Genomic DNA, 25,901 nt, shown 5'->3' with positions numbered 1-25,901 from the left:
GTGCTCTTCCCGGTTTTATCGGTCATCAAGTCAGGCCAGCGCCGCCAGGCAGCACTCGAAAATATCCAGCCCTTCGTTCAACACCTCAGGCTCGATCGTCAGTGGAATCAACAGCCGAATGATGTGCCGCGACTTGCCGCTGGGCATCAAGAGTAGCCCGGCTTCTCTGGCCGAGGTCAGCAGTTCGGCGAGTTGTCGGGTGGCCGGAGCGCCGTCTGGTGTCATCAACTCAATGCCACGCATGCAGCCCACGCCGGTCAGTCTGCCCAGATACGGCGACAGACTGTTCGCCTGCCAGGCGTTGTAGCGCGACACAATCGCGTTTTCCTGCTGCTCGCCCCAGGTCGACAGGTTCTCATCGGTCATCTGTGCCAGCGACGCCAGGCCCGCCGCGCAGCCAATCGGATTGCCGGAATAAGTGCCGCCCAGCCCGCCCTTGGGCAGATTGTCGAGCAACCCTTTGCGCCCGACTACCGCGCCCAGTGGAATACCGCCGGCGATGCTTTTGCCCAGCAGAATCAGGTCCGGTTCGATGCCCAGACGACTGAAGGCAAAGCGCTGCCCGGTGCGGCCGAAGCCTGACTGGATTTCATCGGCGATCAGCACGATGCCTTTTTCGGTACAGAAGGCGCGCAATGCCTGAGCGAAGTCCGGCTCCATGGCCAGAAAGCCGCCTTCACCCTGCACTGGTTCGAACATGAAACACGCCACGTCGTTGACGTCGATCTCGACGCTGAACAGGCGGTCCATGGCTTTGAGCGCCTGTTCGGTGGTGACGCTGTTGTCCTTGCTGGGAAACGGGATATGAAACACCGGCCCCGGCAACACGCCGACTTTCTGTTTATAGGGCGCGACCTTGCCGTTGAGGTTGAGCGTGGCGAGTGTGCGGCCATGAAAGCCGCCGTCGAAAGCGATCACGGCCGTGCGGCCTGTCGCGCCGCGGACGATTTTCAACGCGTTTTCGGCCGCTTCCGCGCCACTGTTGGTAAGCATGCCGCTCAACGGATAACTCACCGGAACAAACTGCATGAGTTGTTCCATGAACCGGAGATAGGGCTCGTGCGGCGTGGCGTTGAAGCAGTAGTGGGTCAGTTTTGTCGCCTGTTCCTGAATCGCCCTGACCACCTGCGGGTTGCAGTGCCCCAGGTTGAGTACGCCGATACCGCCGACAAAGTCGATGTAGCGCTTGCCGGTGGTGTCCCAGACTTCCGCGTTGCGGCCTTGGGACAGCGTCATGCTGTGGACGGATGAAATGGACTCGCTGATGTGTTCGCTCATGGACAGGCTCTGCGACGATGGCGTGATGGTCTATCCAAACGCACAAGGTGTATGCGCCACAAACGAAATAAAATCACCGGGTCATTCCAATAATTCAGGAAGTTGACGCTTTTAATGTCTGGATCAGGCAGTAGTTCATTCCTGAAAGGAATCATGTCGTTCGAAAACGTCGTTTGTGAGCAGCCCTTGAAGAGGTCGATACTGGGTCATCAGTGATTTCAACCCTTGTCATGACAGGAGAATCAGCATGGTTGCCGAGTTGTTAGCCAATCTGGGTGTGGCGAAAAGTGCCTACACCGACGGAAACTATCCCGTTCACACCCCTATCGATGGCAGTCAGATCGCTTCAGTCACGCTGGAAGGCAGCGCTCAGGTGCAGGCGCGGATCGACACTGCGCACGACGCCTTTTTGAAATGGCGCACTGTGCCGGCCCCACGCCGTGGCGAGCTGGTGCGGATCTTCGGCGAAGTGTTGCGCGAGCACAAAGCCCAACTGGGCGAGCTGGTATCGGTCGAGGCGGGCAAGATCACCCAGGAAGGTCTGGGCGAAGTGCAGGAAATGATCGACATCTGCGACTTCGCCGTTGGCCTGTCGCGCCAGTTGTACGGCCTGACCATCGCTTCCGAGCGTCCCGGTCACCACATGCGTGAAACCTGGCATCCGCTGGGCGTGGTCGGTGTGATCAGCGCGTTCAACTTCCCGGTTGCCGTCTGGGCCTGGAATACCACGCTGGCGCTGGTCTGCGGCAACCCGGTGATCTGGAAGCCGTCGGAGAAAACACCGTTGACCGCGATGGCCTGTCAGGCGCTGTTCGACAAGGCGCTGAAGATTTTTGGTGATGCGCCGCAAGGTCTTGCGCAACTGGTGATCGGTGATCGCGACGCGGGCGAAGCCTTGGTGGACGACCCGCGTGTGCCGTTGATCAGCGCCACCGGCAGCACCCGCATGGGCCGTGAAGTGGGTCCGCGTGTCGCGGCACGTTTCGGCCGCAGCATTCTGGAACTGGGCGGCAACAACGCCATGATCCTTGCCCCGAGCGCGGATCTTGATCTGGCTGTGCGCGGCATTCTGTTCAGCGCCGTGGGCACCGCCGGGCAGCGCTGCACTACGTTGCGCCGACTGATCGTGCATCGCTCGATCAAGGACGAAGTGGTTGCGCGGGTCAAGGCCGCCTACGCCAAGGTGCGCGTCGGTGATCCACGCGAAGGCAATCTGATCGGTCCGCTGATCGACAAGCAGGCATTCTCGGCCATGCAGGATGCACTGACTAAGGCGCGTGACGAGGGCGGCCAGGTGTTCGGCGGTGAGCGTCAACTGCAGGACAAATACCCGAACGGCTACTACGTCACCCCGGCCATCGCAGAAATGCCCGGCCAGAGTGACGTTGTGCGCCATGAAACCTTCGCGCCGATTCTCTACGTGATGGCCTACGACGACTTCGAAGAAGCGCTGCGCCTGAACAACGAAGTGCCACAAGGCCTGTCGTCGTGCATTTTCACCACCGACCTGCGTGAAGCCGAAGCTTTCCAGAGTGCGGCAGGCAGCGACTGCGGTATCGCCAACGTCAACATTGGCACCAGCGGTGCGGAAATTGGCGGGGCGTTCGGTGGCGAGAAGGAAACCGGCGGCGGTCGTGAATCGGGCTCCGATTCGTGGCGCGCCTACATGCGCAGGCAAACCAACACCGTTAACTACTCCCGCGAGCTGCCGTTGGCTCAGGGTATCGTCTTTGATTGATTCGGGCATGGCTGGAGTTGTTCGATGGCGCACTTGCGTGAAGGGTGTCTTTGGGAACAGGTGACGCCGCAGCGTCCGGTCAGCCCCGCGCTGTTCGGCGAGTGCAGCGCGGATGTGTGCATCATCGGTGCGGGGTTCACCGGACTGTCCGCTGCCCTGCAGCTGCTGGAGGGCGGCAAGTCGGTGTGCGTGGTCGAAGCCCATCAGGTCGGTCACGGCGGGTCCGGGCGTAACGTCGGTCTGGTGAATGCCGGAACCTGGGTTGCGCCCGACGAGCTGGAAAAGACGCTGGGCGCGGTCGAGGCCACGCGGCTCAACACTGCGTTGGGGGCGTCGCCTGCGCTGGTGTTCTCGACCATCGATAAGTACAACATCGATTGCCAGGACACCCGCACCGGCAACCTGCACATGGCTCATAACGCCAAAGGTCTTGCCGATTTGCGCAGTCGCGCCGAGCAGTGGCAGCGCCGGGGTGCCCACGTCGAATTGCTGACCGGCAAGACCTGCGAAGACGCCTGCGGTACGGACAAGGCCGCCGGAGCGCTGCTTGACCATCGTGCGGGCACCGTAAACCCGATGGCTTATGTGTCGGGCATGGCGCTCAACGTGGTGGCGCGGGGCGGGCAGTTGTTTGGCAGCTCGTCAGTCACCGGTCTGCAACGCACCTCCGATGGCTGGAAGGTCTCGACCGCCGCCGGAAGCGTGCGCGCCGAAAAAGTGATCATCGCGTCCAATGCGTACACCGAAGGCGAGTGGACCGACATCAAGGATCACATCTTTGCCGGCTACTACTATCAGGTCGCCTCGCAACCGCTCTCCGGCGCGGAACAGGCCGAGGTTCTGCGTGGCGGACAGGGTTCGTGGGACACGCGCACTGTGCTCAGCAGCATCCGTCGCGATGCGCAGGGGCGTCTGGTATTGGGCAGTCTGGGCAACGCGGGCAATTATCCGCTGTGGTTCATTCGCCGCTGGGCTGACCGCATTCAGCAGCATTACTTTCCCCAGTTGGGCAAGGTCGAGTGGGAGAGTACCTGGACCGGGCGTATCGGTTTCACGCCGGACCATCTGCTGCGATTGTTCGAGCCCGCGCCGGGGTTGCTGGCTGCGACGGGTTTCAACGGGCGCGGCGTGACCACCGGAACGCTGGTGGGCAAGTGCTTTGCCGACTACCTGCTGACCAACGACGCTCAGGCTTTGCCGGTGAGTTTTTCCAGCAGCGGTAAAGTCTCTGGCAGCTCGATACGGACCCTGGCATACGATGCCGGATTCACGCTGTACCACGCAGGCCAGTGCCTGCGCGTGGTGCTCTGATCCGGCGTTTCAGGAGGTTCTGCTCTTGAGCCTCAGTTCCGCACACAGTCCGCCTTGCGCCGAGTTGCGCAAGTGCAGGCTGCTTTCCAGCTTGCGCACGATCATGTCGACAATCGCCAGACCCAGGCCTGCGCCGTTGCTGTTGCCCTGACTGTAGAACCGTTCGAACAGACGCGCCTTCTGTTGCTCGTCGATGCCGGGACCTGCGTCCTCGACTGAAAGGTACGCGCTGCCGTCCTGCTGCGGGTGCAGCGCGACGCGGATTTCGCTGGCGGGCGGTGCGAAGTTCAGCGCGTTGGTCAGCAGATTCTGCAAGGCAATGGTGATGGCCGCCGGATCGCTGTGGATCACACAGTCCTCGCCTGCTTCGAACACCAGGTCGACCCGTTTTTCCAGCGCCAGCGGCGTCAGCTCGGCCATCTCTTCGCGCACCAGCGTGTTCAATTCGAAACGGGTCAACTGGCTGTCGCTCGAACGTGGCTCAAGGCGCGCCATGGTCAGCAACTGACTGGCCAGACGTGCCGCGCGATCAACGCCGTGAACCAGGAAATCCAGTGCTTCGAGCCGCTGTTCCGGGGTTTCGGCCTGACGGGCGTTCTGCGCATGGATGCGCAGGATGGTCAGCGGTGTGCGCAGTTCGTGGGCCGCATCGGCGATGAAACGGCGCTCGCGTTCCAGCACGTTCTCGATCTGGGTCAGCAGGCTATTGAGCGCGTGCTGCATGGGTTCCAGTTCCTTGGCCAGCGGCGAGACGTCGAGCGGCTCCAGACTGTCGGCATCCCGTCGGCTGATCAGGCGCGCCATGCTTTGCAGCGGGCGCAGCCCCCAGCCGATCGCCAGCCAGATGGCGACGATCAACAGCGGAACGCCAATCAGCGCGGGCCAGAGCGTGTGGCTGACAATCCGCTGGATCAGGTCCTGACGCACATCGTCGCGCTCGCCCACCCAGATCAGAAAACCCTGTTGCGGGTCTGCCAGCAGAAAGCCGCACCACTCGTGGCCATTTTCGATCAGGTCGTGGGAGCCTTCTTCGCTGGGCGGCGCAGCCAGTAACGGCGCTTCGGCCGAACGCACCAGCAGTTCGCCCGAGGTGCGCCACACCTGAAAGGTCAGGCGGGTTTCGTAGGGGTGCGCCACGCCACTGGTGCCGACCCGGCTCATGGCCTGATCGAAGGCCTGATAGAGCTTGTCCAGGTCCTGTTCGCCAGCCGCACGTTGACGCAACACGCCCTGCAGCAGGCGAGCGCTCTGGGCGAGCTGTGCGTCGTAGACCTCTTCGATTTCGTGATGGCTGTCGCGCAGGGCGAGCAGGCTGATGGTCAGATCGCCCAGCAGCAACAGCAGCAGGACCGGAACCAGAATGCGGGCGCGTACCGAGGTCATGCCTTGAGCTCCAGCAGGTAACCGACGCCGCGAACGGTGCGGATCAGTTCGGTGGACAGTTTCTTGCGCAGGTTATGGATCAGCACTTCCAGGGTGTTGCTTTCGACCTTGTCCTGCCAGCCATACAGCGTGTTGGACAGGCGCTCGCGGGTCACGACCTTGCCGGGGCGGATCATCAATTGATGCAGCAACTGATACTCCATCGGCGTCATCGGCACTTCATTGCCCTGGTAGCTGACCTGCTGCGAGGCGGGGTCGAGGCTGATGCCTGCGTGTTCCAGCAGCGGTTGCGCGCGTCCCTGGCTGCGGCGCAGCAACGCACGGACACGGGCCTTGAGTTCTTCGACATCGAAGGGCTTGATCAGGTAGTCATCGGCGCCGGCATCCAGCCCTGCAATGCGGTCTGCGGTGCCGTCGCGGGCGGTCATGATCAGCACCGGCAAGGTGATGTCTTCGGCGCGCAACTGGCGCAACAGGTCAAAGCCGTCCATGCGCGGCAGGCCGAGGTCGAGCAGCAGCAGATCGAAGGGCTCGCTGCGCAGGGCATGCAGCGCGCTCAGCCCGTCTTCGAGCCAGTCGAGCGTATAGCCCTCGGTGTTCAGGGCAACCCGAATACCCTGGCCGATGGCTCGATCATCCTCGACAAGAAGCAGACGCATAAGGTTTCGACCCGTGATTGTTGGGGGGGGGGGGAAGGGCGCCATCATGCAGTGGGCGAGTGGTCTCGCGAAGCGCCGGGCGTGCGGGAAGATGTTACCAGCTGTTGCACATTAAGCTTTTCCTAAGACTCGTTTCGCACAGTGAGCGCTCCTTAACTGCCTGCGAGTATTTGCCATGCGTAAAGTCCTGCTGATTCCCCTGTTGTTGGCCAGCCCTTTGGCGCTGGCAGGTCCGCAATGCACCACGGCTGAAAAGTCCCAGTGGCAGGATCAGGCCAAATTCCAGGAGCAGCTCAAGGCTCAGGGTTATGAGATCAGCAAGTTCAAGGTCACTGACGGCAACTGCTACGAAATCTATGGTTTCGACAAGGACAAGCGCAAGGTCGAGATCTACCACGATCCGGTCACCGGCAAAGCCGTGAAGACCGAGATCAAGGGCTGATGAATCAGGCGTCCCTGCGCCTCTGGGACCCGCTGGTCAGGCTGTTTCATGTCTCGATCGCGGGTGTCTTCATCGCCAACTACTTCTTCAATGAAGCCGGTGATGACTGGCACGTCTGGCTGGGCTACTACGCGGTGGCCTGGGTGGTGGTGCGAGGGGTGTGGGGATTCGTCGGGCCGGACAGTGCGCGCTGGAGTGATTTCTGGCCGACACCGGCCCGGCTTCGAGCGCATGTGCGCTCGCTGATCAGTCGCCAGCCCGTGCACCGACTCGGCCATTCGCCGCTCGGTGCGCTGGTCATGATTCTGATGATGGCGCTGATCTTCGGCATGGGCCTGACCGGATTTTTGATGCAGGAAGTCGATGCGCTCTGGGGTGCCGACTGGCCGCTGCAGATCCACGAAACGCTGGCCAATACGCTTTGCGCGCTGGTGGTGCTGCACATGGCGGCAGCCCTGTTCGAAAGCTTCCAGGTGCGGGACAACCTGCCTTTGTCGATGCTGACAGGGAAACGACGTCCACTGCCTGAAGATAGGCGTTCCTAAGCCAGCCAACCCTGAACCCCAAACCAAACGGTTACTTCCTTACCTTCACCACAGTGATGCCCCTTCATGCGTGTAATTTCCCGAAACCTGGTCGCATGGAGCGCAGGCCTGATCGTTGTGTCGATCTTTATCAGTGCGTGGCTCAGCCATCCGCTGCACCGGATATCCGGCTTTGCGGTCAGCACGCCAACCGTCAACACGGAAAGCGTTGCGCCCAAGGCTTCCTACAGCTCGCGCTTCGCCTCGTCCGATCTGGATGACTTCGTGCACTCCTCGGCGGTCACCGCGTTGCCCGGCGGCGACCTGATGTCGGTGTGGTTCGCAGGCTCGCGTGAAGGCGCTGGCGATGTCGAGATCCGTACCTCGCGCTTCGATGCCGCAACCGAGGAATGGGGGAGCGAGCACGTGCTGGCGACCCGCGAATCAACCCAGTCCGGCACCGGAAAATACATCCGCAAGCTGGGCAATCCGGTGATTGCGCTGGCCCCCGACAAGCGCCTCTGGCTGTTCTACGTGTCGGTATCGGTAGGCGGCTGGGCGGGCAGTACGGTCAATGCGATGGTCTCCAGCGACATGGGCGCCAGCTGGTCGCCGCCGCGTCAATTGGTGACCTCGCCTTTTCTGAATATCAGCACCCTGGTGCGCGCCGCACCAGTGTTCCACGCCGACGGCTCTATCGGTCTGCCGGTGTACCACGAGTTTCTCGGCAAGTTTGCCGAGTACCTGTACCTGAGCCCGGACGGCGATGTGATCGACAAGTTTCGCATCAGCCGTGGCAAGAACTCGTTGCAGCCGACTGTTGTACCGCTGGACGGGCAGCGCGCTGTGGCGCTGCTGCGTTATGCCGGTGAAACCCATCACCGCGTGCTGGCCAGCCGCACCGAAGACGGCGGGCAGACCTGGAGCGAGCCGCATCCGTTGTCGCCCAGCAATCCCAATTCGTCGCTGGCTGCGGTCGGCGTGCCCGGCAAGGGTTTGCTGGTGGCCTTGAACGACCTGCGGGAAGGGCGTTTCAAACTCAGCCTGTACGGCACCGACGAGCAGATGGACATCTGGCGGCCGGTGATCGATCTGGACAAGTCTCCCGATCCTCTCGGCACTCCGTTCTCGCTGGAAGCCTACAAAGAGGTGATCGGTGAAGGCTTCAGAAGCTCCAGCGGCGCACGTCGCCAGCCGATGGAAGCCGAGTTTCTGAGCAACCTCGACCAGCGCGTCTGCTCGCCGCAGGGCTGCGACTTCGAATACGAATACCCGTACTTCATCCGCAGTCCCGAGGGCCTGTATCACCTGGTCTACTCGTGGAATAACACGTTCATCAAGCATGTCAGCTTCAACGAGGCCTGGCTGGCGGAGCACCTCCTATGATCGCGCTTGGACTGGCTCATCTGGCATTCGCGTGGACGCTGTTCATTCTGCTTGCGCCCTTGACGTCATCGCTGTGGTGGCGGTGCGGTCTGCTGACGGCCACCTCGCTGCTCAGCGTGATTTCGGTGAACGGCCTGACGATGGCGGCCTACGCCCGCAGTCTGACCGACGACCTGGCCATCAGCAGTCTGGTGGTACTGGCCTGGCTGACGTTGAATCGGCTGGGCGTCATCAAACCGATGGGCGCCTCGCATCGACTGGTGGTGTTGCTGGTGTTCGCGGCGATGGCGTTCGCGCTGTATCCAGCCACGCTGGGGCTGACCTATTTCGATCCGTATCGCTGGGGCTACAACCCGAGGACCATGATCATCATCGTGGCGGTGATTGCGCTGGGGCTGGTCTGCCTGCGCAACGTACTGGGCGTGGTGATGTTGAGCGCCGCCACGCTGGCGTTCACGTTCCGGATCAAACCGTCGGAAAACTATTGGGACTACCTGATCGACCCGCTGCTGGCGTTGTATTGCTGCGTTGCGCTGGTGTGTCTGGCGGTTCGTTATGTCTATCGCAGGGCCATGGGGCGTAATCGCCCGACTGGTCTGTCTGCCAGCGCTGTCTAGAGGGAAGAGAATGAGTGGGTTGCAATCACGACGCCTGAGTTATTGGCTGGGCGCGATTGGGTTGGTATTTGCGTTGCTGGCCGTGTTGCGGATGGTGTTCTTCTACGGTTTTTCGGGCGTGGAACCCGGCACACTGTTCACCAGCAGTGACGTGCTGCAGACGCTGGGCATCGGTTTTCGCTTCGACCTGCGCCTGTCGCTGCTGCTGATGCTGCCGGTGGCGGTGCTGCTCTGGCTGCCACGCCTGAATCTGATCCGCATGCCGTCGCTGCGCTGGGTGGTGCGGGTCTATCTGGTGCTGGCACTGGCGATTCTGACCATGGTCTACATCGTCGATTTCGGCCACTACGCTTATCTTGGCGTGAGGCTCAACGCCAGTGTGCTGCGTTACCTGGAAGACGCACAGATCTCCCGCGACATGCTCTGGCAGACCTACCCGGTGCTCTGGATTACCTTCGGCTGGCTGCTGGTCGTTGCACTGATGGGCTGGGCGCTGATCAGGCTTGAGCGGGTGACGCTGGCGCGCGCTGCCAGGCCGATGACGCGCTTATCGATTGCTGCAGTGTCGGCCGTGATGGTGTTTGCAACCTTCCTCGGGCTGCTGGGGCGGGTCGAAAACCTCAATCTGGAAAACCCGGTGCCGTTGCGCTGGAGCGATGCGTTCTTTTCCGGCAACAGTCAGGTGGCGGCGTTGGGGCTCAACCCGGCGCTGTTTCTGTACGACACGTTGAAAGTCGCCCAGTCGCGCTATGACGAAAAACAGGTGCGCGAGCATTACGACGTCGTCGCTCGCTACCTGGGTGTGGACAAGCCTGATGTGAGCGTTCCGAACTTTACCCGTCAGCAACCGGTGCAGCCGTATCGTCTACCGGGTGATCGACCCCCGAACGTGATGTTCGTGATGCTGGAATCGCTGGGCACCAGTGCCGTCGGTGCCTATGGCAACCCGTTGAATCCGACACCGAATCTGGACCATCTCGCGACCCAGAGCTGGTTCTTCAAGCATTTCTACGTGCCTGTCACCGGCACGGCGAAAACAGTCTGGGCAAGCATTACCGGCGTTCCCGACGTCACCCGCCAGGAGACCGCCACCCGCCATCCATTGCTCACCCGGCAGCGCACGATCATCAACGACTTCAAGGGCTACGAGAAGCTGTACATGATTGGTGGCAACTCGGGCTGGGCCAACATGAACGCGCTGATCCGGCGCAGCATCGATGACGTGCGTCTGTACGATGAGCGAGACTGGAAGTCGCCTCAGGTGGATGTCTGGGGTATTTCCGATCTGGACCTGTTCAAAGAAAGCGACCGTATCCTGCGCGCCTTGCCCGCTGACAAACCGTTCTTTGCCTACGTGCAGACGGCGGGCAATCATCGGCCGTTCACCATCCCCAAAGACAACGACGGCTTCACAGTCAGCGACAAGACCCTGGAGCAGGTCCAGGCCGCCGGTTCACGCAGCGTCGAGCAGTACAACGCAGTGCGCCTGCTGGACTTCAACATTGGTCGGCTGATGGAACTGGCCAAGGCCGGTGGTTATTACGAGAACACGATCTTCGTGCTGTTCGGCGATCACAACACCCGGATCAGTCAGATCCCGCACATGGCGCCTGCTTTCGAGCAACTGGGGCTGGAGAGCAATAACGTGCCGATGCTGATCCACGCGCCGGGCCTGCTCGGCACGCGGGTGGTCAACGAAGCGGTGGGCCTTGCCGATCTGCTGCCGACGCTTGCGGGCATGGCCGGGATGCCGTTCAGCAACGGCGCGATGGGACGCGACATTCAACAGCCTGCACCGGAAGGCGAACGTGTCGTGCCGCTGGTGCTGCGCGAAGGGACGTTCCCTTTGATCGGTGGTGTGACGCAGCATTATCTGCTGCAGATGGAGCACGACGGCAGTTCCCCGACGCTGCACGATCTGGCGTCGCCCACGCCGCTGGACAATGTCGCCGAGCAGCACCCTGAAGAGTTCGAGCGTCTGCGTGACCTGACTCGCGGGTTGCACGAGACCGCGCGGATGATGCTGTACCAGAACGTGCGTTGATCCTTGTTACGCCAGCCTTGTTCATTTGCAGGCTGGCGTTTGCCTCTCGCGTTCAATGCGCCTAACATTCTCGCTTATATAGGTAGGGGGGGTATGGTATGGCGCACATGATCGACGGCAAGGCGGATCTGCTCAAACGTGTCCGGCGCATTGCCGGACAGGTACAGGCCATCGAGCGCCATCTGGAAGGCGATGCCGATTGCGGCAAGACGTTGCACCTGGTGGCAGCCACCCGTGGTGCCCTCAACGGTTTGCTGGACCAGATCATCGAAGCCCATGCCCGCGAGCATGTGGCGCATCCCGATTTGAGTGACGAGGCACGGGCGCAAGGCCTGGAAGAATTGCTTGAAGCCATCCGTCGTTATTCCAAATGACACCCGTCGTGCAAGGAGCCTTGCGATGAGTAACGCACATCACGGCCACACGGCCGCTCAACCCCATCATCACGTATTTCTTGGCGCTGCCCATGACCGCAACGCTCGCCGTACGCTGTGGGTCGTGGCCCTGACGTTTGCCATGATGGTGGTCGAGATCGTGGCGGGTTACGTCACAGGTTCTATGGCGCTGCTTGCGGACGGCCTGCACATGGCGACCCATGCCGGAGCGCTGGGCATCGCAGCCGGAGCCTACGCGTTCGCACGACGTAATGCCCACAACCGCAGGTTCAGCTTCGGCACCGGCAAGGTCGGCGACCTTGCCGGGTTCGCATCGGCGCTCATTCTGGCCATGGTGTCGCTGGGCATCGGCATCGAGTCGCTGGTCCGGCTGTTTCAGCCGACCACCGTTGCGTTTGGCGAAGCCACTGTGATTGCTGTTATCGGTCTGGTGGTCAATGTGCTGAGTGCCGTTTTGCTGTCGGGCGGGCACGGCCACGCGCATGGTCATCATGATCACGGGCGCTCTCAAGACCATGATCACGACCATCATCATGGCGACAACAATTTCCGTTCAGCCTATCTGCACGTCATGGCCGATGCCCTGACGTCAGTGCTTGCCATCGCGGCGCTGCTGGCCGGGCGTTATCTGGGCTGGGTCTGGCTGGATCCGCTGATGGGTATCGTTGGCGCGTGCGTTATCGCCAAATGGGCGTATGGCCTGATCAAGGACAGTTCCCGTGTCCTGCTGGACGTGACTGACGAGCACGTCGCGGCAGAAATTCGCGAAATTGTGGAAGCCACCGGAGACGTGAGCATCATCGATCTGCACGTCTGGCGGGTCGGTCCCCAGGCCCATGCAGCGATTGTCAGCGTGCTGGCTGATGTTAAAGTGCCTGTCGATGTGATCCGTGGCAGACTCAGCCACGTACACGAGATCTCGCATCTGACGATCGAATACCAGACCCGAAATGTCTGAGTTCCAACAGGCAATGCCTGCTGGTGTTACAAGTAACCGGCACGCATTGCCTTATGGTCGTCATTTAAAACTTATGTATTTCATCGGCAATTCGGAAAAAAACTGTCCGCTTTCGCATTCAATCTGTATTTTGTCCGTCAATTTTCGCTCGGACGCGCTTTTTCTGCCTTATCGAACCTTCGAGAGCCTTACTGGATGCCGGCAAAGTTTTCCTGCGCTACACCCTCGAAGTTGCTCGATGCACTTCGCTCTGAAACCAGTCAATTACACCGTCAACTTGAAAAACGCATGCCGTTTTTCTCTTCCAGTCTGGATGCCGCTCTTTACCTCCGTTTGCTGCAGGCCTATTACGGGTTTTATTTACCACTCGAGTCGGCGTTGCGAACCAGTGCGCTGGTTCCGGCAGAACTCGTCCCGCACGAAAGGGTCAAAACTCCCGTGCTGGTTGAAGACCTGCGGGCGCTGGGCATGACTGATCAGAACATCGAGCGCCTTGCGCTCTGTTCCCGGCTACCCGCGATCGATTCTGCGGCGGCGTGTCTGGGCGTGCTGTATGTGCTCGAAGGTGCCACACTCGGTGGGCAGGTGTTGCGACGCGAGGTGGATAAACGCCTCGGGTTGAATGAGCAAAACGGTGCTGCATTTCTGAACGTTTATGGCGTCGACACCGGACCGCGCTGGAAGGTGTTTCTGAATTATCTGGACAATGTGCCGAACGACATTGGTTTCAATGCAGCTGCAGCGCAGGCGGCGCATTCCACATTTGCATGTTTCGAGCACTGGCTCGACGGTCAAGAGGTACTGTTATGAGCCAACTCGACAAGGACGCTTTTGAAGCGCTCCTGGCCAATTGCGCTGATGAACCTATCCAGTTTCCGGGCGCCATTCAGCCCCATGGTCTGTTGTTTACTCTGACAGAACCCGGCCTGACCGTGCTTCAGGTAAGCGCCAACGTTCATACTGTACTGGGGCTTGAGCCGCAGCAGGTGATTGGCCAATCGCTGGAAAAAGCGCTGGGTGCCGGCTGGACCGATGTCATCAGGAGCGCGAGCGCTCATGAATCCTTCGTCGACGCGCCGCGCCTGCTCATCAACGTCAACGGCATCGAGTTCGAAGCCATGATGCACCGCAGCCAGGACGCGCTGGTTCTGGAGCTCGAAATCCAGGACAAGGATGCCCAGGCTGTCAGTTACCTTGAGCGTACGGGCAATCTGGGTCGCATGTTGCGCCAGTTGCACGCCGCCAGGGATTTGCAGACGCTTTACGAAATCAGCGTGCGTGAAGTGCAGAAAATGACCGGTTACGACCGCGTTCTGATCTATCGCTTCGAGGAAGAAGGGCACGGTCAGGTAATTGCCGAAGCCTCCTCTCCGGCCATGGAGTTGTTCAACGGCCTGTTTTTCCCGGCTTCGGACATTCCCGAACAGGCGCGTGAGCTGTACCGCCGCAACTGGCTGCGCATCATTCCGGATGCCGACTACACGCCGGTACCGCTGGTGCCGCAGCTGCGTCCTGACACCCATCAGCAACTCGACCTGAGCTTCTCGACGCTGCGTAGCGTTTCTCCGATTCACTGCCAGTACATGAAGAACATGGGCGTGCTGTCCTCTATGAGCGTCTCGCTGATCCAGGGTGACAAGCTGTGGGGCCTGATCAGTTGCGGTCACCGCACACCGCTGTACGTCTCCCACGAACTGCGCAGTGCCTGTCAGGCGCTCGGTCAGGTGTTGTCCCTGCAGATCAGTGCAATGGAGGCGCTTGACGTCAGCCGTCAGCGCGAGACCAAATTGCTGACGCTTGGCCGTCTGCATCAGTCGATGGTTTCCTCAGAAGAAAATGTGTTCGACGGGCTGGCTCAACAGCCGCAATTGCTGATGGAGCTGGTCGACGCGACCGGCGTTGCAATCATTGAAGACCGTCAGATGCAGTGCTATGGGATCTGTCCGGAGCCAGCGGATATCCGTGCGCTGCACAAGTGGATGATGTCCGGCAAGGAGCCCGTGTTCTCCAGCCATCAGCTGTCCAGTGTTTACCCGCCTGCCGAGGCCTATCAGGCCATCGCCAGCGGCGTGCTCGCCATGAGCCTGCCCAAGCCGGTGGACAATGGTGTGATCTGGTTCCGTCCCGAGGTCAAGGAAAGCATTCAGTGGAGCGGCGACCCCGCCAAACCCTTGAATCTGGAAAGCTCGGACGTCGGCATGCACCTCAGGCCTCGTACCTCGTTCGAAATCTGGAAAGTCGAAATGACCGGCATCGCGAACAAGTGGAGCCATGGCGATCTGTTTGCAGCCAACGACCTGCGTCGTTCGGCACTGGAAGACGACCTGGCGCGTCAGGTCACCCGTGAGCAGCAAGCCGTACGCGCCCGCGATGAGCTGGTGGCCGTGGTGTCCCACGACTTGCGCAATCCCATGACGGTGATCTCGATGCTGTGCGGCATGATGCAAAAGTCCTTCAGCTCCGACGGACCGCACACGTCACGTCGTATTTCCTCGGCCATTGATACCATGCAGCAGGCTGCCAGCCGCATGAACGTGCTGCTTGAGGATCTGCTCGATACGTCCAAAATCGAAGCGGGTCGCTACACCATCACCCCACAGCCGCTGGAAGTCAGTCAGATCTTCGAGGAAGCCTATTCGCTGCTCGCGCCGCTGGCGATGGACAAGTCCATCGATATTTCTTTCAACGCCGAGCCGCAGCTCAAGGTCAAGGCTGATCCCGAGCGCCTGTTCCAGGTGTTGTCGAACCTGATCGGCAACGCCATCAAGTTCACCCCTAAGCTGGGCAGGATCGGTGTAGCGGCAATGTCCAATGGCGAAGAAATCGTCTTCACCGTAAGCGACTCCGGCGAAGGCATCCCGCCTGATCAACTGCCGCACATCTTCGAGCGCTACTGGACCGTCAAGGAAGGCAACCCGACCGGCACCGGTTTGGGTCTCTACATCTCGCAAGGCATCATCAAGGCCCATGGCGGTGTGCTGGCGGCCCAGAGCGAAGTGGGCAAGGGCAGTGAATTCCGATTCACAGTGCCACGGGCGGAGTGAGCCTGTCGGGGGCGATTATTACTCGGCCCCGTCCTTTTTTTGCTGATTGTTTCAGTCGTTGTAGCTGACGTAACGTTCCATCAGATTGGGCCGTGTAAACGTGTCGATGGCATACGCGCGCTGCCACATTGCATCGACCCGCTGCTTGAACGTGTCGTCGTCCATGTCGATCCAGTAGCGCGGGTTACGGCCGTTTTCCTTGTCGTATCTGGCTGTAACCGGGTCCAGATGTCGGTAGGCTTCGAACAGCGGGATGTCCGGGATCGGGCGGCTGACGTCCATGTAGTTCTGCAGAAAATCCCACAGCGCGCAGGGACGATGCTTGAAGTCGTCAGGGCCAAGCAACGAATGAAAGTTGATCTGCCTGTTTTCATAACGATGGCGGAGCAGCAATCCGTGGTAGGAGCCGTAACGATCACGGGTGGTAATCATGTAGGCATCGAACTCGTAGAACGGTGCGATGAACTCGTCTATCACGCCTTCCTTTCGATGGCGTTTGTAGTCGAAGATCGTGACCAGACCAGTTCGGCGGTTCAGCTCCCAGAGTGGGCCTTTGGGAGGGCGGAACCAGATTTTAGGGAAATAGTTTACGACGATGTGACCTATCCCCCAGCAGAATAGGGGTATTCCAAGGAATATCGGGTAGACCTCTTGGAGTAGCTCAAGGGTAACAGCTTGCCAGGATTCTCTAGATTGATATATAGAAAGAAAATGTATGTAGATAAGTATGGGTGGAAATATTATGCATCCAACTTTTCCCAATTGCAGAAGGTAAATCCAGAGTTGAGATGTGAATGGTAATTGCGCGAATCTAAAAATTTCGTGGTCATATTTTTGATAAAGTTCTATACCCTCGAATAGTTTGGAGGTGCAGGTCCCTTCTACTTTCTGTCTTTCTTTTTCTTTCGCTACGTCCTCCCAGAATCTCATGCTCTCAGGGGGCGACTGCTCCATAATCCCGTCCGATGCTACTTGCTGAGTTGAGCCCCAAGGCAGGCGTACGGAAGTGGATCCGAATAATTTATGTCTTAAACAGGGCTTCTGTTCAGGAATAGCGTCAAGCTTGTAGGCTTGTGATCCGTAATAGGGTTGGTCCCGCTTTGCATTGTTCATACATTCTCAATCGTTGTAACTGACATAAAGTTCCATCAGATTGGGCCGTGTGAACGTGTCGATGGCATACGCGCGCTGCCACATTGCATCGACCCGCTGCTTGAATGTGTCGTCGTCCATGTCGATCCAGTAGCGTGGATTGCGGCCGTTTTCCTTGTCGTATTTGGCTGTTACAGGGTCCAGATGCCGGTAGGCTTCGAACAGCGGGATGTCCGGGATCGGGCGGCTGACGTCCATGTAGTTCTGCAGAAAATCCCACAGCGCGCAGGGACGATGCTTGAAGTCGTCAGGGCCAAGCAACGAATGAAAGTTGATCTGCCTGTCTTCATAACGATGGCGGAGCAGCAATCCGTAGTAGGAGCTGTAACGATCACGGGTGGTGATCATGTAAGCATCGAACTCATAGAACGGTGCGATAAACTCGTCTATCACGCCTTCCTTTCGATGACGCTTGTAGTCGAAGATCGTTACCAGACCTGTCCGGCGGTTCAGCTCCCAGAGCGGGCCTTTGGGGGGGCGGAACCAGATGCGGGGGCAGTGGTTGATGACGATGTGGCCGATGAGCCAGAAGAGTAGGGGGATGCCAAGCACTAATGGATACAGGCCGGTTAGTAGTTCAGTTGTAACTACCTGCCAAGTGTCGTCAGCAGCAACGATAACTGCGATGTGTGAAATCAAAGTGATGGGGGAAAGCATTATAAAACCCCATTTTCCAAAGTGAAGCATGAATAGCCATATCTGGGATTTAAGCGGCAGCTGTGCAAATCTAAAACGTTCCTGGTCGTATTTTTGATGAAGTTCTATACCCTCGAATAGTTTGGAGGTGTAGGTGCCTTCTACTTTCTGTCTTTCTTTTTCTTTCGCTACGTCCTCCCAGAATCTCATGCTCTTAGGGTTCGACTGCCCCATAATTCCATCCGATGCTACTTTTTGAGTTGAGCCCCAAGGCAGGCGTATGGAGGTGGAGCCGAATGATTTATGTCTTAAACAGGGCTTCTGTTCAGGAATAGCGTCAAGCTTGTAGGCTTGTGATCCGTAATAGGATTGGTCGCGCTTTGCCTTGTTCATACATTCTCAATCGTTGTAACTGACATAACGTTCCATCAGATTTGGCCGTGTGAACGTGTCGATGGCATACGCGCGCTGCCACATGGCATCGACCCGCTGCTTGAATGTGTTGTCGTCCATGTCGATCCAGTAGCGCGGGTTACGGCCTTTTTCCTTGTCGTATACGGCTGTGACCGGGTCCAGATGTCGGTAGGCTTCGAACAGCAGGATGTCCGGGATCGGGCGACTGACGTCCATGTAGTTCTGCAGAAAATCCCACAACGCGCAGGGACGATGCTTGAAGTCGTCAGGGCCAAGCAACGAATGAAAGTTGATCTGCCTGTCTTCATAACGATGGCGGAGCAGCAATCCGTAGTAGGAGCTGTAACGATCACGGGTGGTGATCATGTAGGCATCGAACTCATAGAACGGTGCGATGAACTCGTCGATCACGCCTTCCTTTCGATGGCGTTTGTAGTCGAATATCGTTACCAGACCTGTTCGGCGGTTCAGCTCCCAGAGTGGGCCTTTAGGAGGGCGGAACCAGATGCGGGGGCAGTGGTTGATGATGATGTGACCGATGAGCCAGAATACTAACCAAGGTGACATAATTACTGGGAATAGATCAAAGACATGCATGAGGTAATTTATGATCGCGGAGTCGGTAGTGTTTTCGATACCGAGCAGTGAAGTCAGAAGGAAAATAGGCAGGAGTATTATAAATGACCATTTTCCTCCTGCATGCATGAATAGCCAGAAGTGTGAGCGGAAAGGCAGTTGTGCAAAGCGTATACGCTCATGGTCATAGACCTGATGAAGTTCGACGTCTCGAAATGGAATGGGTGCGTTATGGGCAGGTGCATTATTTTGCTTTTCCCACATTCGCATTTCATTTGGGGCGGGCTCGGCCACGAACCCATCGGGGATGATGTTTGAGGTCGTTCCCCACGGTAAACGCACTCCATTAACGTTTCGCCGAAAAGGAGACGCTTGTCTTGGTATTTTGTTTTTTTCGTATGTAAAGCTGCCGTAGTATGACGTATATTTCGACTTATTCATGTGAGCGTGCCTTGAATGTTTCTTCATCTGCCCAGAACGGCTGATTAACCTTACTGAAGTCTGGCTTGGCGTAGGTAAGGTTGTATTGGATTGGCTCGCTGGGGGAAGGCGCTGGAAAAACGCGTTTTTCTTCGCCACGACTCGTCACAAATTGGGCTCTGACAACCCAAGTTAAATGAGAGGTTTTAGTGTTGCTAATTGATATTGCCGGGTTTGTTGGGGTTGTGAAAAATAACTCCAACCCGTCAGGATGCAGGCGTTGAGCCTTTGGGAATTCTTTTTTCTCAGATGCTTGAGTTTCGGTTTGGTAAGGTATTCCTTCTCGGCTGGAACGTGTGGTAACACTGCCTAGCCTGCATTCAGTAATGATATCGAGGCTTTCAATACGGCTGATTAATCCTGGTAAATTACTTTGAATGCGAATGATCGTGTCGGCGCTTCTGATTGCGTGGGGGGTTCCAGCGCGAAAGTTATACTTTGCACATGATTCGTAGGCTGGATTTTTTTCTATTTTTATCGTGATGCCAGCGAGTAGGCTGGTGAGTCGATAAAATGCCTCTTGTGGGTCTTTTAAAAAGTAATCACTGATATCTCCCTCCCCAAACGGACCACTTTTTAGCCATGTTTCCAGTGGTGTTGAGCTAAAGAGTAATATTACTCCGACTCCTGTACCTATCAACAGTAAAGCTATCCAGCCCAAGGGACTCAGTCCGAGGATAGTATTAGCTCCTGCGAATGCCGTACCCAACGTGCCAGCTATTCCACCCATGGCAATAAGGATATGTCCGTATGCCGCATCATCGTTTCGCCGCCAGGCGTACCAAGCATCCCAGAGATTCAATACTGTCAGCGCTATGCCTGAAATGAGCTGGGCAAACATCCGAGCATTCACTTCCTTGGCAAGTGCACGGCTTAATAAAGGACCAAGCCAGCGCTTGGAACCTGCATCAGTAATCCTCAAAAGTGTCTGTCTGGTGGGTTGTAGTGAAGCTTTTGTTCGGGAAATTTTTACGAACAAGGCTTCTAAAGCAATAGCCAAGTCTAGTCCCGCAGCCGTGACCCCTAATGACGCCCGATATTTATTCTTCTCTCTGGTTGTTTGATTGAGTGCATCACTCTCCGAACTCACGTTCCAAATCTCCAACATCAACACCGCCACACAAAAACGTGTCGATGCCAGAAAACGGTAAACAGGCCCGCTCTTCGTCGCATCCAGGTTTTCGATGGCCTGACTCAACCCGCTTCTCGCCCTAACATAGGCGTTCTCTGCCTTGCCAACCGCATGCCCGGCTTCCTGAGCCGCTTTCAGTTTGCGGTTGATGTCGCCGACCAGTCGTGCGGTTTTGTGTGTGCGCGGGATCACCAGTACGTGGTGTTCGCCGGAGGTCAGGGGGCCGTGTGGGTTGAACGGGGGATCAATGTCGCGGAACGGGTTGCCGTTCGGGTCCAGGTATTCGCCGTAGCGTGCGTTGGGCATGGCGCTTCGGGTCGGCAGGTCTTCGAGGCCGAATACATAATGCTGCGGAGTGACCCGGTTTCGTTTCAATAGGAACGCCGCGCCGAAATGCTCCGGCATCATGCTGCGCAGTTGCTGAACGCCCCGGCCCTGACGGTTGATGTTGATTCTGCGTGCGTTGGACACAGGCTCGTCGCGAGCTTTGGCCAGTTGATCGATGGCCGACTGGCTTTTGATGTTAGCCTTGGCAACAGCGACTTTACTGGAGGCAAGCGTCTGTTCGGCTCGCCCGACAGCGTTTTCGGCGGCATCGACTGCGCCTTGCAGGTTCTCGAAGATGCCGACCAGTGCAGCGGTTGTGGCTTTGCCGTTGTTGATGAGGAAGAAGTTCTGCAGGCTGTCACCCGCCAGCAGGTTAGCCAGCAGCGTTGCGTCCAGCGTGAGCTGAGTGGCGGGATCGGGTGCCGGAAAGTTCTCGAAACGTGCCAGTTCGGTTGCGCGAAAGCGACCGTCGCCCAGGTTCTTGTCTTCGTCGAGTGGCGCCTCATAAGGCCGGCAGACCGACTCCAGGTCGCTTTCGGGCCAGAGCATGAGGTGCAACGGATGCGTGCTGTCGTTGGTTATCTGCGACAGCAGTGTCTGACCCTGACTGACCTTGGCTTCCAGAAAACCGACTTGCGTGACCGCATCCACGATAGTGCCGCCCGGTGCCAGCGGATCCACGTTTGAAGGCATGAGTGCGAGTGTCGTCAGGGTTCGGCTCAGGTCATAGAGTGCTGCCACATACTCGAAGCCATCCTGGCTCAAGTGATCGGCGACAGTCTGGAGGGTGCTACGGCGTTGAAGGCTTTCAACCAACAGATTCTGAACGGCGATCATGTGACGCCACACCAGCGCTCGCTGGACGGTGGCGGTGCATTGGTTGACGGCTTGTCGGCCAGTATCCGAGAGCGAGGTGATCACTTCATTCAGCGGGTTTTTCGCGCCTCCTATCGTTGGCGGAACGATCAACTGATGCACCAGCAGGGCGCTGGCGTGATGAGGGTGCTGGATGGCGTACCTGGCGCACACGCCGAGCAGTTGCTGATGGGTCTCGAGTCGCTGTCGCAAATGGCGTATGCGGTGATATGAGTCATCGAGCAGCACGCCGCAGACCTCACGCTGGCGTGCTTTGCTCAACACATCAGTGACAGCTGGTTGGGCTTCCCAAAGAACAGCAAGGTTATCGGTTGAATCTTCTTCACCGGCAGGCAAGCTGGCCTGCATGGCATCGGCAAGCGCCGACAGCTCCAGATAATGCGTGTCCCTGACCGCTCTGCCTTTGTCAGCTTCGGCAAGAAAGGCGTTTGCCTGTTCGGGCGCCCTGGCCGGAAACTGGCCTGACAGATCACACAAATAAAGAGCAGGGTGATCCAGCAGCCGTTCGTAACCGGGCTGACGTGCGCGTTGTGGCGCTGCGAGGCTGACGGGAAACACTGACAGTTCGAGATTCAGACGTGCGGCGGTGATTGGCGCAAGTGTGAGCTGCTGAACCTTGTCGAGCATGTTGAAGCCTGAAAATGCCTTGAGCATGGCCTCGCCGTCGGGCTTGCCCTTGTACAAGCGGTTGAAGCGCTCTTTCGAATAACTGAGGTCCGGTCTGCTGCAACGCTGGGTTCTCAGCGCTGCATCCCGTTCCAGACGCTCCAGTCGGGGCGCGCTGAGCTGTATCTCGGAAAAACACAACTCCACATCCAGCACACGCCGGTCGTTCCACATCCCGGGCAACCAGATGTCCTCAAGCGCCACGCCGATGGCGGCCCGTTCGCCGCGTGTAAAGCCTTCGTCCTGACGAAAGCGGGCGACATCAATGTCATGGTAGGTCGTGCCGGTATCGCTGATCCTTACTTCCAGTTCACGCCATAGCCTTTGCCGATAGAAGACGTACACGTAGCCTGCACGGGCCAATACCGGCGTGCCAAGGTCGTATGGGCTTTTCGAACCGGGCAGGGCGACAAACGGCAGCACCGGGATGATCTGGTTGAATTGTGCATCGGCCTGTCGTGGCGTGACCTTTGTGTCAGCGAGCAGTGGCAGACGTATCGGTTCGCCTTCGGTGGTCGCAATTTCGAGTTCCAGTTGCGTCTCGGCAACGTGGTCCCAGACCTCCAGCCTGCAACTGTACGGCTCTCTTTCCAGTGTCTCGGGACGGGAAGGGTAGGTGCATCCGCCATCCTTGCTGTTCAGCACCAGTTTCTGATGGGGCGCGTGATCCTTGCCCATGACCTGAACGATCAGTTTGCCTGTTTCACAGCACGGGCCTGAACTCAGGCTGCCGATGGTCATTGGACAGGTTCCTTGTGTTGCGCAGACTGTTGCAGCAGGCCTCGCAGTGTGTTCAAACGTTCTTCTCCAGTGCCGCTGTACTGACGTGGCGGTGGTGCCTGTTCAGGGTTTTGTGCACGCAGCGACAGGTAGCGATTCATGAGCGTCGGGTCTGTTGCGAAGCCGTGAGCCATGCCCTCGTCCAGGTAGTCGAGTGCCCAGGGAAAGTCAGTGCCGGTTTGTTTTTTCCACCAGTCATAGGCGAAGCGCTCACGCTCCTGACGGCGGAAGGCGTCTTCCTGGGCGTCGCTCAGTCTCGGTGTGGTTGGCTGGGCCGGAGGTGTCCAGCGGGAGACCTGAGGATTGTCGAGGCTCATCCAGCGCTGGTTGCCTTGCGCAAGGTCTGGCCAGGTTCCGCCATACCAAGACAATCGGGAAATGGGCCCCAACCATGGCACGTTCTCTTCGGTGGTACCGGTTGTGAAGAAATAGCTGGCCGTTACGGGATTCGAATAACGCAGGACGCCTCGGCGGATTTCGTCAAAATTGACGATCAACAGATGTCTGAGATGCGCGAGCAGAATGTCGTGGTGAAACGGACTTTCGATGATCAGTCCAGGCCAGCTTTCCGGGGCATTGTGGACCGTCTGCAACAGGCGGTCGTCGTCGGTCGCGGCTACCCACAAGGGGCTCTTGTCCCGATAGGGTGCAAGTTCTGTCTTGTCGAACAGCATCCGAGGCTTGGGATCAGGCAGCAGTTGGTAAAGCTTTTCCAGCAGGTGGTCGGTACGCTCCAGCAGCAGGCAGGTCTTCATGATCTGCCTCCTTCCTGCAACGCCTTGCGACAACCGCAGTCGGGCAGCGGACAGTCAGCGGGTGTTCCGCCTTCAGGCTTTTGACAGAGCTGGGACAGCGGAACCGGCTCTGCCAGCCGCTGCGTCAACAACTCGCCTGCTGTTTCTGTCAGAACCATTTTGACAAGACCCGGCAGGTTCGGCATCGCGCCGCTGCCCGTCGCAGGCATGCCTCCCGAGTTCAGTTTCACCAACGGTCCGCTCACCGTTACCCCTCCCGAGTCGATCTTGATAAAGCTGCCACCCACTTTCAGGGTGATTTCCATTCCTGCCTCGATCACCACCTGATCACCTGCGTTGATGTGAACTTCATGGCCGACGTCCGCGAGCAGGGCTTCGCCGACCTTGATGTGTTGCTTGCCGCTCACGGTCAGGTGATCGTCCCTGCGCACTTCAGTCAGGCGGTTGCCGTCGACTACGCGATGCTCCTCGGCCTTGAATTCGCTGTAGCTGTTGGCCTCGACCCGGTCGTGCCGTTCGTGGCCGACGCGGATTTTCTGGTCGTGCTGGATGTTCTGGTCCCAGTCGCGCTGGGCGTGGACGTAGATCTGCTCCTGACCGGTGCGATCCTCTATGCGCAGTTCGTTGGAGCCTTTGCCGCCTGGGCTGCTCAGGGTCTTGAACACGCTGCGGGTCTGGTGGGCAGGCAGCGGGTAGGGCGGGGTGTGTTCAGCGTGGTACAGGCAGCCGCTGATCAACGGACGGTCGGGATCGCCTTCGATGAAGGTCACCAGCACCTCCATGCCGACCCTTGGAATGACCATGCCGCCATAGCGGTCACCCGCCCAGCTCGAAGACACGCGCAGCCAGCAACTGCTCTGATCCGTGACCTGACCTTCGCGGTCCCAGTGGAACTGGACCTTGACCCGGCCATGCCTGTCGCAATGAATCTCTTCACCCGCCGGTCCAGTCACGACGGCGGTCTGGCTGCCGGCAATGCGCGGTTTGGGATGGCGCAGGGATGGTCGAAACGTGACTGATCCGGGTGTGGCCCTGAAAGTGTTGCGGTAGCCCTGGCGCAACTCGCCTGCGCCCGAGTGTTCGTTTGATGCCGCTTCTTCCAGCACTTGCGGCTGACGACCTTCATGCCGGATCTCGGTCAGCAGCCAGAGTGCGTTCCAGGCTGCGTGGGGATGCTCGCTCAGGGGCAGGAAATGTCCGCTCACCAGCCGTGGCTGATCGCTGTGCCCTTCGGCAAGCCGATAGTCATGACGATGGCGTTCCAGAGCGCGGGCGGCCAGATGGCTGCCGCGGTCACGATGGGTGAACAGGCCGGGGTAATCGTAGTCCTCAAGGTCCGGCCGGGCGTCGCCGGGTACTGCGCCTTGCATGGTCAGGCGCGGTTTTTCGAAATGGTAATCGCGGCGCGTGGTGCGGCTCGGTCGAGTTTCAAGCCGCAGGTTGAAGCGCTGGATGACGGGCGTGTCGGCGACCATTGCGCTGTCTTGTCGATACACCACGGGCGCCAGTTTGGGAAACACCGCCTGATCTTCGCCGAACACCAGCAGATGGGCAGTCGGACTGTGTTCGAAGTGGTAATGCAGGCCTTCTTCCTCGCAGAGGCGCTGAATGAAGTGCAGGTCCGATTCGTGGTACTGAACGCAGTACTCGCGCTCGGGATAGACGCTGGCGAGCTGGAAGCGATAGGTGGTGGCCAGCAGGCCATGCTCCTCCAGTATCCGGGCAATGATCTGCGGCACCGTGCGGTGCTGAAAGATTCGTTGGTTGGTGCGGTGGCTGAGGCGAGCCAGATGCGGACGGAGGGTGACCGAGTAGCGGGTCAGGTGTTGCCCCGAATCGCCCTGGGCGACACGGTCGATCAGCCCGTGAATGCCACTGTTATCGGGTGCGAACTGCAGAAAGGCAGGTCTGTTCAGCAGGCTTTCCAGATCCAGTCCTGACGACTCGCTGACCAGCTCCAGCGTAAACGCGAAAGGCTGACTGATCGCTTCGTGGCCTTTGAAGGCGAGTACCTGAAAGCCATGATCGATGCCATCAAGGTTGAGCGTGAAACAAGTCTGGTGGGCAGACATCCCGAATCCCTCTGTACCAACAGGCAACCGCGCCCATCGAATACAGATGCCTATAACAAGATACGTGCCTGATTATTTTTAACCCATAAATACAAAGGGATAGAGAGATATTGAGGATGGATTGATTGTTTTTTGATCTGTTTTTCGGTGATTTTCGCGCAAGATATTGCGCACCTGCGCAAATGTCTGCAAAGCGGGCCAATCGCATTGGCCTGCATGGCTCGGAACAGGCCTTATCAGACACGCCTGTGCAATA

19 protein-coding genes and 1 pseudogene are annotated in these 25,901 nt (G+C 58.5%); 11 read left to right on the top strand and 9 right to left on the bottom strand.

Going from position 1 to position 25,901, the window contains the following annotated elements; genetic code table 11:
• Positions 1-30: 30 nt before the first annotated feature.
• Positions 31-1,278, bottom strand: a complete 1,248-nt coding sequence (locus AC0IXS_RS06070; protein WP_449116748.1) for a 2-aminoadipate transaminase — start codon at positions 1,276-1,278, stop codon at positions 31-33.
• Positions 1,279-1,525: 247 nt separating this feature from the next.
• On the opposite strand from AC0IXS_RS06070, the gene amaB reads away from it, so the two are divergent.
• Together amaB and amaA are read left to right on the top strand one after the other, a co-directional pair.
• Positions 1,526-3,016, top strand: a complete 1,491-nt coding sequence (gene amaB / locus AC0IXS_RS06065; RefSeq protein ID WP_029243616.1) for an L-piperidine-6-carboxylate dehydrogenase — start codon at positions 1,526-1,528, stop codon at positions 3,014-3,016.
• A gap of 24 nt (positions 3,017-3,040) precedes the next feature.
• Entirely contained in the window at positions 3,041-4,327 is a 1,287-nt protein-coding gene (gene amaA, locus AC0IXS_RS06060) for an L-pipecolate oxidase (protein ID WP_057409751.1), read from the top strand.
• 9 nt (positions 4,328-4,336) lie between these two features.
• Here amaA and AC0IXS_RS06055 read toward each other — a convergent pair whose 3' ends face one another.
• Positions 4,337-5,710: a sensor histidine kinase gene (locus AC0IXS_RS06055; protein ID WP_004880640.1), complete on the bottom strand. Its 1,374-nt coding sequence runs from the start codon at positions 5,708-5,710 to the stop codon at positions 4,337-4,339.
• On the bottom strand, positions 5,707-6,369 hold the full coding sequence (locus tag AC0IXS_RS06050) for a response regulator (protein ID WP_025996527.1): 663 nt from the start codon (positions 6,367-6,369) through the stop codon (positions 5,707-5,709). Before AC0IXS_RS06050 ends, AC0IXS_RS06055 begins: the two co-directional genes overlap by 4 nt.
• Before the next feature lie 175 nt (positions 6,370-6,544).
• Between AC0IXS_RS06050 and AC0IXS_RS06045 the strand changes: the two genes are divergently transcribed.
• The 9 genes from AC0IXS_RS06045 to AC0IXS_RS06005 all read left to right on the top strand — a co-directional run bounded on the left by AC0IXS_RS06045 (position 6,545) and on the right by AC0IXS_RS06005 (position 15,779).
• Positions 6,545-6,811, top strand: coding sequence for a PepSY domain-containing protein (locus AC0IXS_RS06045; RefSeq protein ID WP_029243614.1), 267 nt, complete (start codon positions 6,545-6,547; stop codon positions 6,809-6,811).
• Entirely contained in the window at positions 6,811-7,356 is a 546-nt protein-coding gene (locus AC0IXS_RS06040) for a cytochrome b/b6 domain-containing protein (protein WP_057409752.1), read from the top strand. Before AC0IXS_RS06045 ends, AC0IXS_RS06040 begins: the two co-directional genes overlap by 1 nt.
• 66 nt (positions 7,357-7,422) lie before the next feature.
• Positions 7,423-8,721 carry a sialidase family protein gene (locus tag AC0IXS_RS06035; protein ID WP_004880647.1) on the top strand — a complete coding sequence of 433 codons (1,299 nt, stop codon included), beginning with the start codon at positions 7,423-7,425 and terminating at the stop codon, positions 8,719-8,721.
• Positions 8,718-9,338 carry a hypothetical protein gene (locus tag AC0IXS_RS06030; protein WP_057409754.1) on the top strand — a complete coding sequence of 207 codons (621 nt, stop codon included), beginning with the start codon at positions 8,718-8,720 and terminating at the stop codon, positions 9,336-9,338. The genes AC0IXS_RS06035 and AC0IXS_RS06030 overlap by 4 nt, the downstream gene beginning before the upstream one ends.
• 10 nt (positions 9,339-9,348) lie before the next feature.
• Entirely contained in the window at positions 9,349-11,382 is a 2,034-nt protein-coding gene (locus tag AC0IXS_RS06025; protein WP_122668558.1) for an LTA synthase family protein, read from the top strand.
• Positions 11,383-11,480: 98 nt separating this feature from the next.
• On the top strand, positions 11,481-11,756 hold the full coding sequence (locus AC0IXS_RS06020) for a metal/formaldehyde-sensitive transcriptional repressor (protein WP_029243609.1): 276 nt from the start codon (positions 11,481-11,483) through the stop codon (positions 11,754-11,756).
• A gap of 25 nt (positions 11,757-11,781) precedes the next feature.
• Positions 11,782-12,735: a CDF family Co(II)/Ni(II) efflux transporter DmeF gene (gene dmeF / locus AC0IXS_RS06015; RefSeq protein WP_122668557.1), complete on the top strand. Its 954-nt coding sequence runs from the start codon at positions 11,782-11,784 to the stop codon at positions 12,733-12,735.
• A gap of 195 nt (positions 12,736-12,930) precedes the next feature.
• Positions 12,931-13,545 carry a biliverdin-producing heme oxygenase gene (locus AC0IXS_RS06010; protein WP_057409757.1) on the top strand — a complete coding sequence of 205 codons (615 nt, stop codon included), beginning with the start codon at positions 12,931-12,933 and terminating at the stop codon, positions 13,543-13,545.
• A complete protein-coding gene (locus AC0IXS_RS06005; RefSeq protein ID WP_057409758.1) occupies positions 13,542-15,779 on the top strand; it encodes an ATP-binding protein in 2,238 nt (745 codons plus the stop codon). Before AC0IXS_RS06010 ends, AC0IXS_RS06005 begins: the two co-directional genes overlap by 4 nt.
• Before the next feature lie 51 nt (positions 15,780-15,830).
• Here the strand turns inward: AC0IXS_RS06005 and AC0IXS_RS06000 are convergent, their stop codons facing one another.
• The 6 genes and pseudogenes from AC0IXS_RS06000 to AC0IXS_RS05975 form a co-directional block, all read right to left on the bottom strand.
• Positions 15,831-16,733, bottom strand: a complete 903-nt coding sequence (locus tag AC0IXS_RS06000; protein ID WP_122668567.1) for a hypothetical protein — start codon at positions 16,731-16,733, stop codon at positions 15,831-15,833.
• Positions 16,734-16,898: 165 nt separating this feature from the next.
• On the bottom strand, positions 16,899-17,801 hold the full coding sequence (locus AC0IXS_RS05995) for a hypothetical protein (RefSeq protein WP_162501277.1): 903 nt from the start codon (positions 17,799-17,801) through the stop codon (positions 16,899-16,901).
• 165 nt (positions 17,802-17,966) lie between these two features.
• Entirely contained in the window at positions 17,967-18,827 is an 861-nt protein-coding gene (locus AC0IXS_RS05990) for a hypothetical protein (RefSeq protein ID WP_424492370.1), read from the bottom strand.
• A gap of 163 nt (positions 18,828-18,990) precedes the next feature.
• Positions 18,991-22,779, bottom strand: coding sequence for a hypothetical protein (locus tag AC0IXS_RS05985; RefSeq protein WP_471824125.1), 3,789 nt, complete (start codon positions 22,777-22,779; stop codon positions 18,991-18,993).
• Between the two features lie 248 nt (positions 22,780-23,027).
• Positions 23,028-23,573 (bottom strand): annotated as a pseudogene (locus tag AC0IXS_RS05980) (DUF4123 domain-containing protein); the annotation flags it as partial.
• A complete protein-coding gene (locus AC0IXS_RS05975) occupies positions 23,570-25,645 on the bottom strand; it encodes a type VI secretion system Vgr family protein (RefSeq protein ID WP_471824123.1) in 2,076 nt (691 codons plus the stop codon). The pseudogene AC0IXS_RS05980 and the gene AC0IXS_RS05975, both read right to left, overlap by 4 nt.
• Positions 25,646-25,901 lie beyond the last annotated feature (256 nt).

It is taken from the genome of Pseudomonas sp. AC016 (genome assembly GCF_979253365.1).
Note: the sequence above shows the minus strand (reverse complement) of the source record. Positions and strands in the feature narration are given on the sequence as shown.

Bases quoted from the DNA above. Each gene is read 5' to 3' on its own strand.
- AC0IXS_RS06070 (WP_449116748.1), bottom strand. From the start codon at position 1,278: ATGAGCGAACACATCAGCGAGTCCATTTCATCCGTCCACAGCATGACG.
- amaB (WP_029243616.1), top strand. From the start codon at position 1,526: ATGGTTGCCGAGTTGTTAGCCAATCTGGGTGTGGCGAAAAGTGCCTAC.
- amaA (WP_057409751.1), top strand. From the start codon at position 3,041: ATGGCGCACTTGCGTGAAGGGTGTCTTTGGGAACAGGTGACGCCGCAG.
- AC0IXS_RS06055 (WP_004880640.1), bottom strand. From the start codon at position 5,710: ATGACCTCGGTACGCGCCCGCATTCTGGTTCCGGTCCTGCTGCTGTTG.
- AC0IXS_RS06050 (WP_025996527.1), bottom strand. From the start codon at position 6,369: ATGCGTCTGCTTCTTGTCGAGGATGATCGAGCCATCGGCCAGGGTATT.
- AC0IXS_RS06045 (WP_029243614.1), top strand. From the start codon at position 6,545: ATGCGTAAAGTCCTGCTGATTCCCCTGTTGTTGGCCAGCCCTTTGGCG.
- AC0IXS_RS06040 (WP_057409752.1), top strand. From the start codon at position 6,811: ATGAATCAGGCGTCCCTGCGCCTCTGGGACCCGCTGGTCAGGCTGTTT.
- AC0IXS_RS06035 (WP_004880647.1), top strand. From the start codon at position 7,423: ATGCGTGTAATTTCCCGAAACCTGGTCGCATGGAGCGCAGGCCTGATC.
- AC0IXS_RS06030 (WP_057409754.1), top strand. From the start codon at position 8,718: ATGATCGCGCTTGGACTGGCTCATCTGGCATTCGCGTGGACGCTGTTC.
- AC0IXS_RS06025 (WP_122668558.1), top strand. From the start codon at position 9,349: ATGAGTGGGTTGCAATCACGACGCCTGAGTTATTGGCTGGGCGCGATT.
- AC0IXS_RS06020 (WP_029243609.1), top strand. From the start codon at position 11,481: ATGGCGCACATGATCGACGGCAAGGCGGATCTGCTCAAACGTGTCCGG.
- dmeF (WP_122668557.1), top strand. From the start codon at position 11,782: ATGAGTAACGCACATCACGGCCACACGGCCGCTCAACCCCATCATCAC.
- AC0IXS_RS06010 (WP_057409757.1), top strand. From the start codon at position 12,931: ATGCCGGCAAAGTTTTCCTGCGCTACACCCTCGAAGTTGCTCGATGCA.
- AC0IXS_RS06005 (WP_057409758.1), top strand. From the start codon at position 13,542: ATGAGCCAACTCGACAAGGACGCTTTTGAAGCGCTCCTGGCCAATTGC.
- AC0IXS_RS06000 (WP_122668567.1), bottom strand. From the start codon at position 16,733: ATGGAGCAGTCGCCCCCTGAGAGCATGAGATTCTGGGAGGACGTAGCG.
- AC0IXS_RS05995 (WP_162501277.1), bottom strand. From the start codon at position 17,801: ATGGGGCAGTCGAACCCTAAGAGCATGAGATTCTGGGAGGACGTAGCG.
- AC0IXS_RS05990 (WP_424492370.1), bottom strand. From the start codon at position 18,827: ATGCGAATGTGGGAAAAGCAAAATAATGCACCTGCCCATAACGCACCC.
- AC0IXS_RS05985 (WP_471824125.1), bottom strand. From the start codon at position 22,779: ATGACCATCGGCAGCCTGAGTTCAGGCCCGTGCTGTGAAACAGGCAAA.
- AC0IXS_RS05975 (WP_471824123.1), bottom strand. From the start codon at position 25,645: ATGTCTGCCCACCAGACTTGTTTCACGCTCAACCTTGATGGCATCGAT.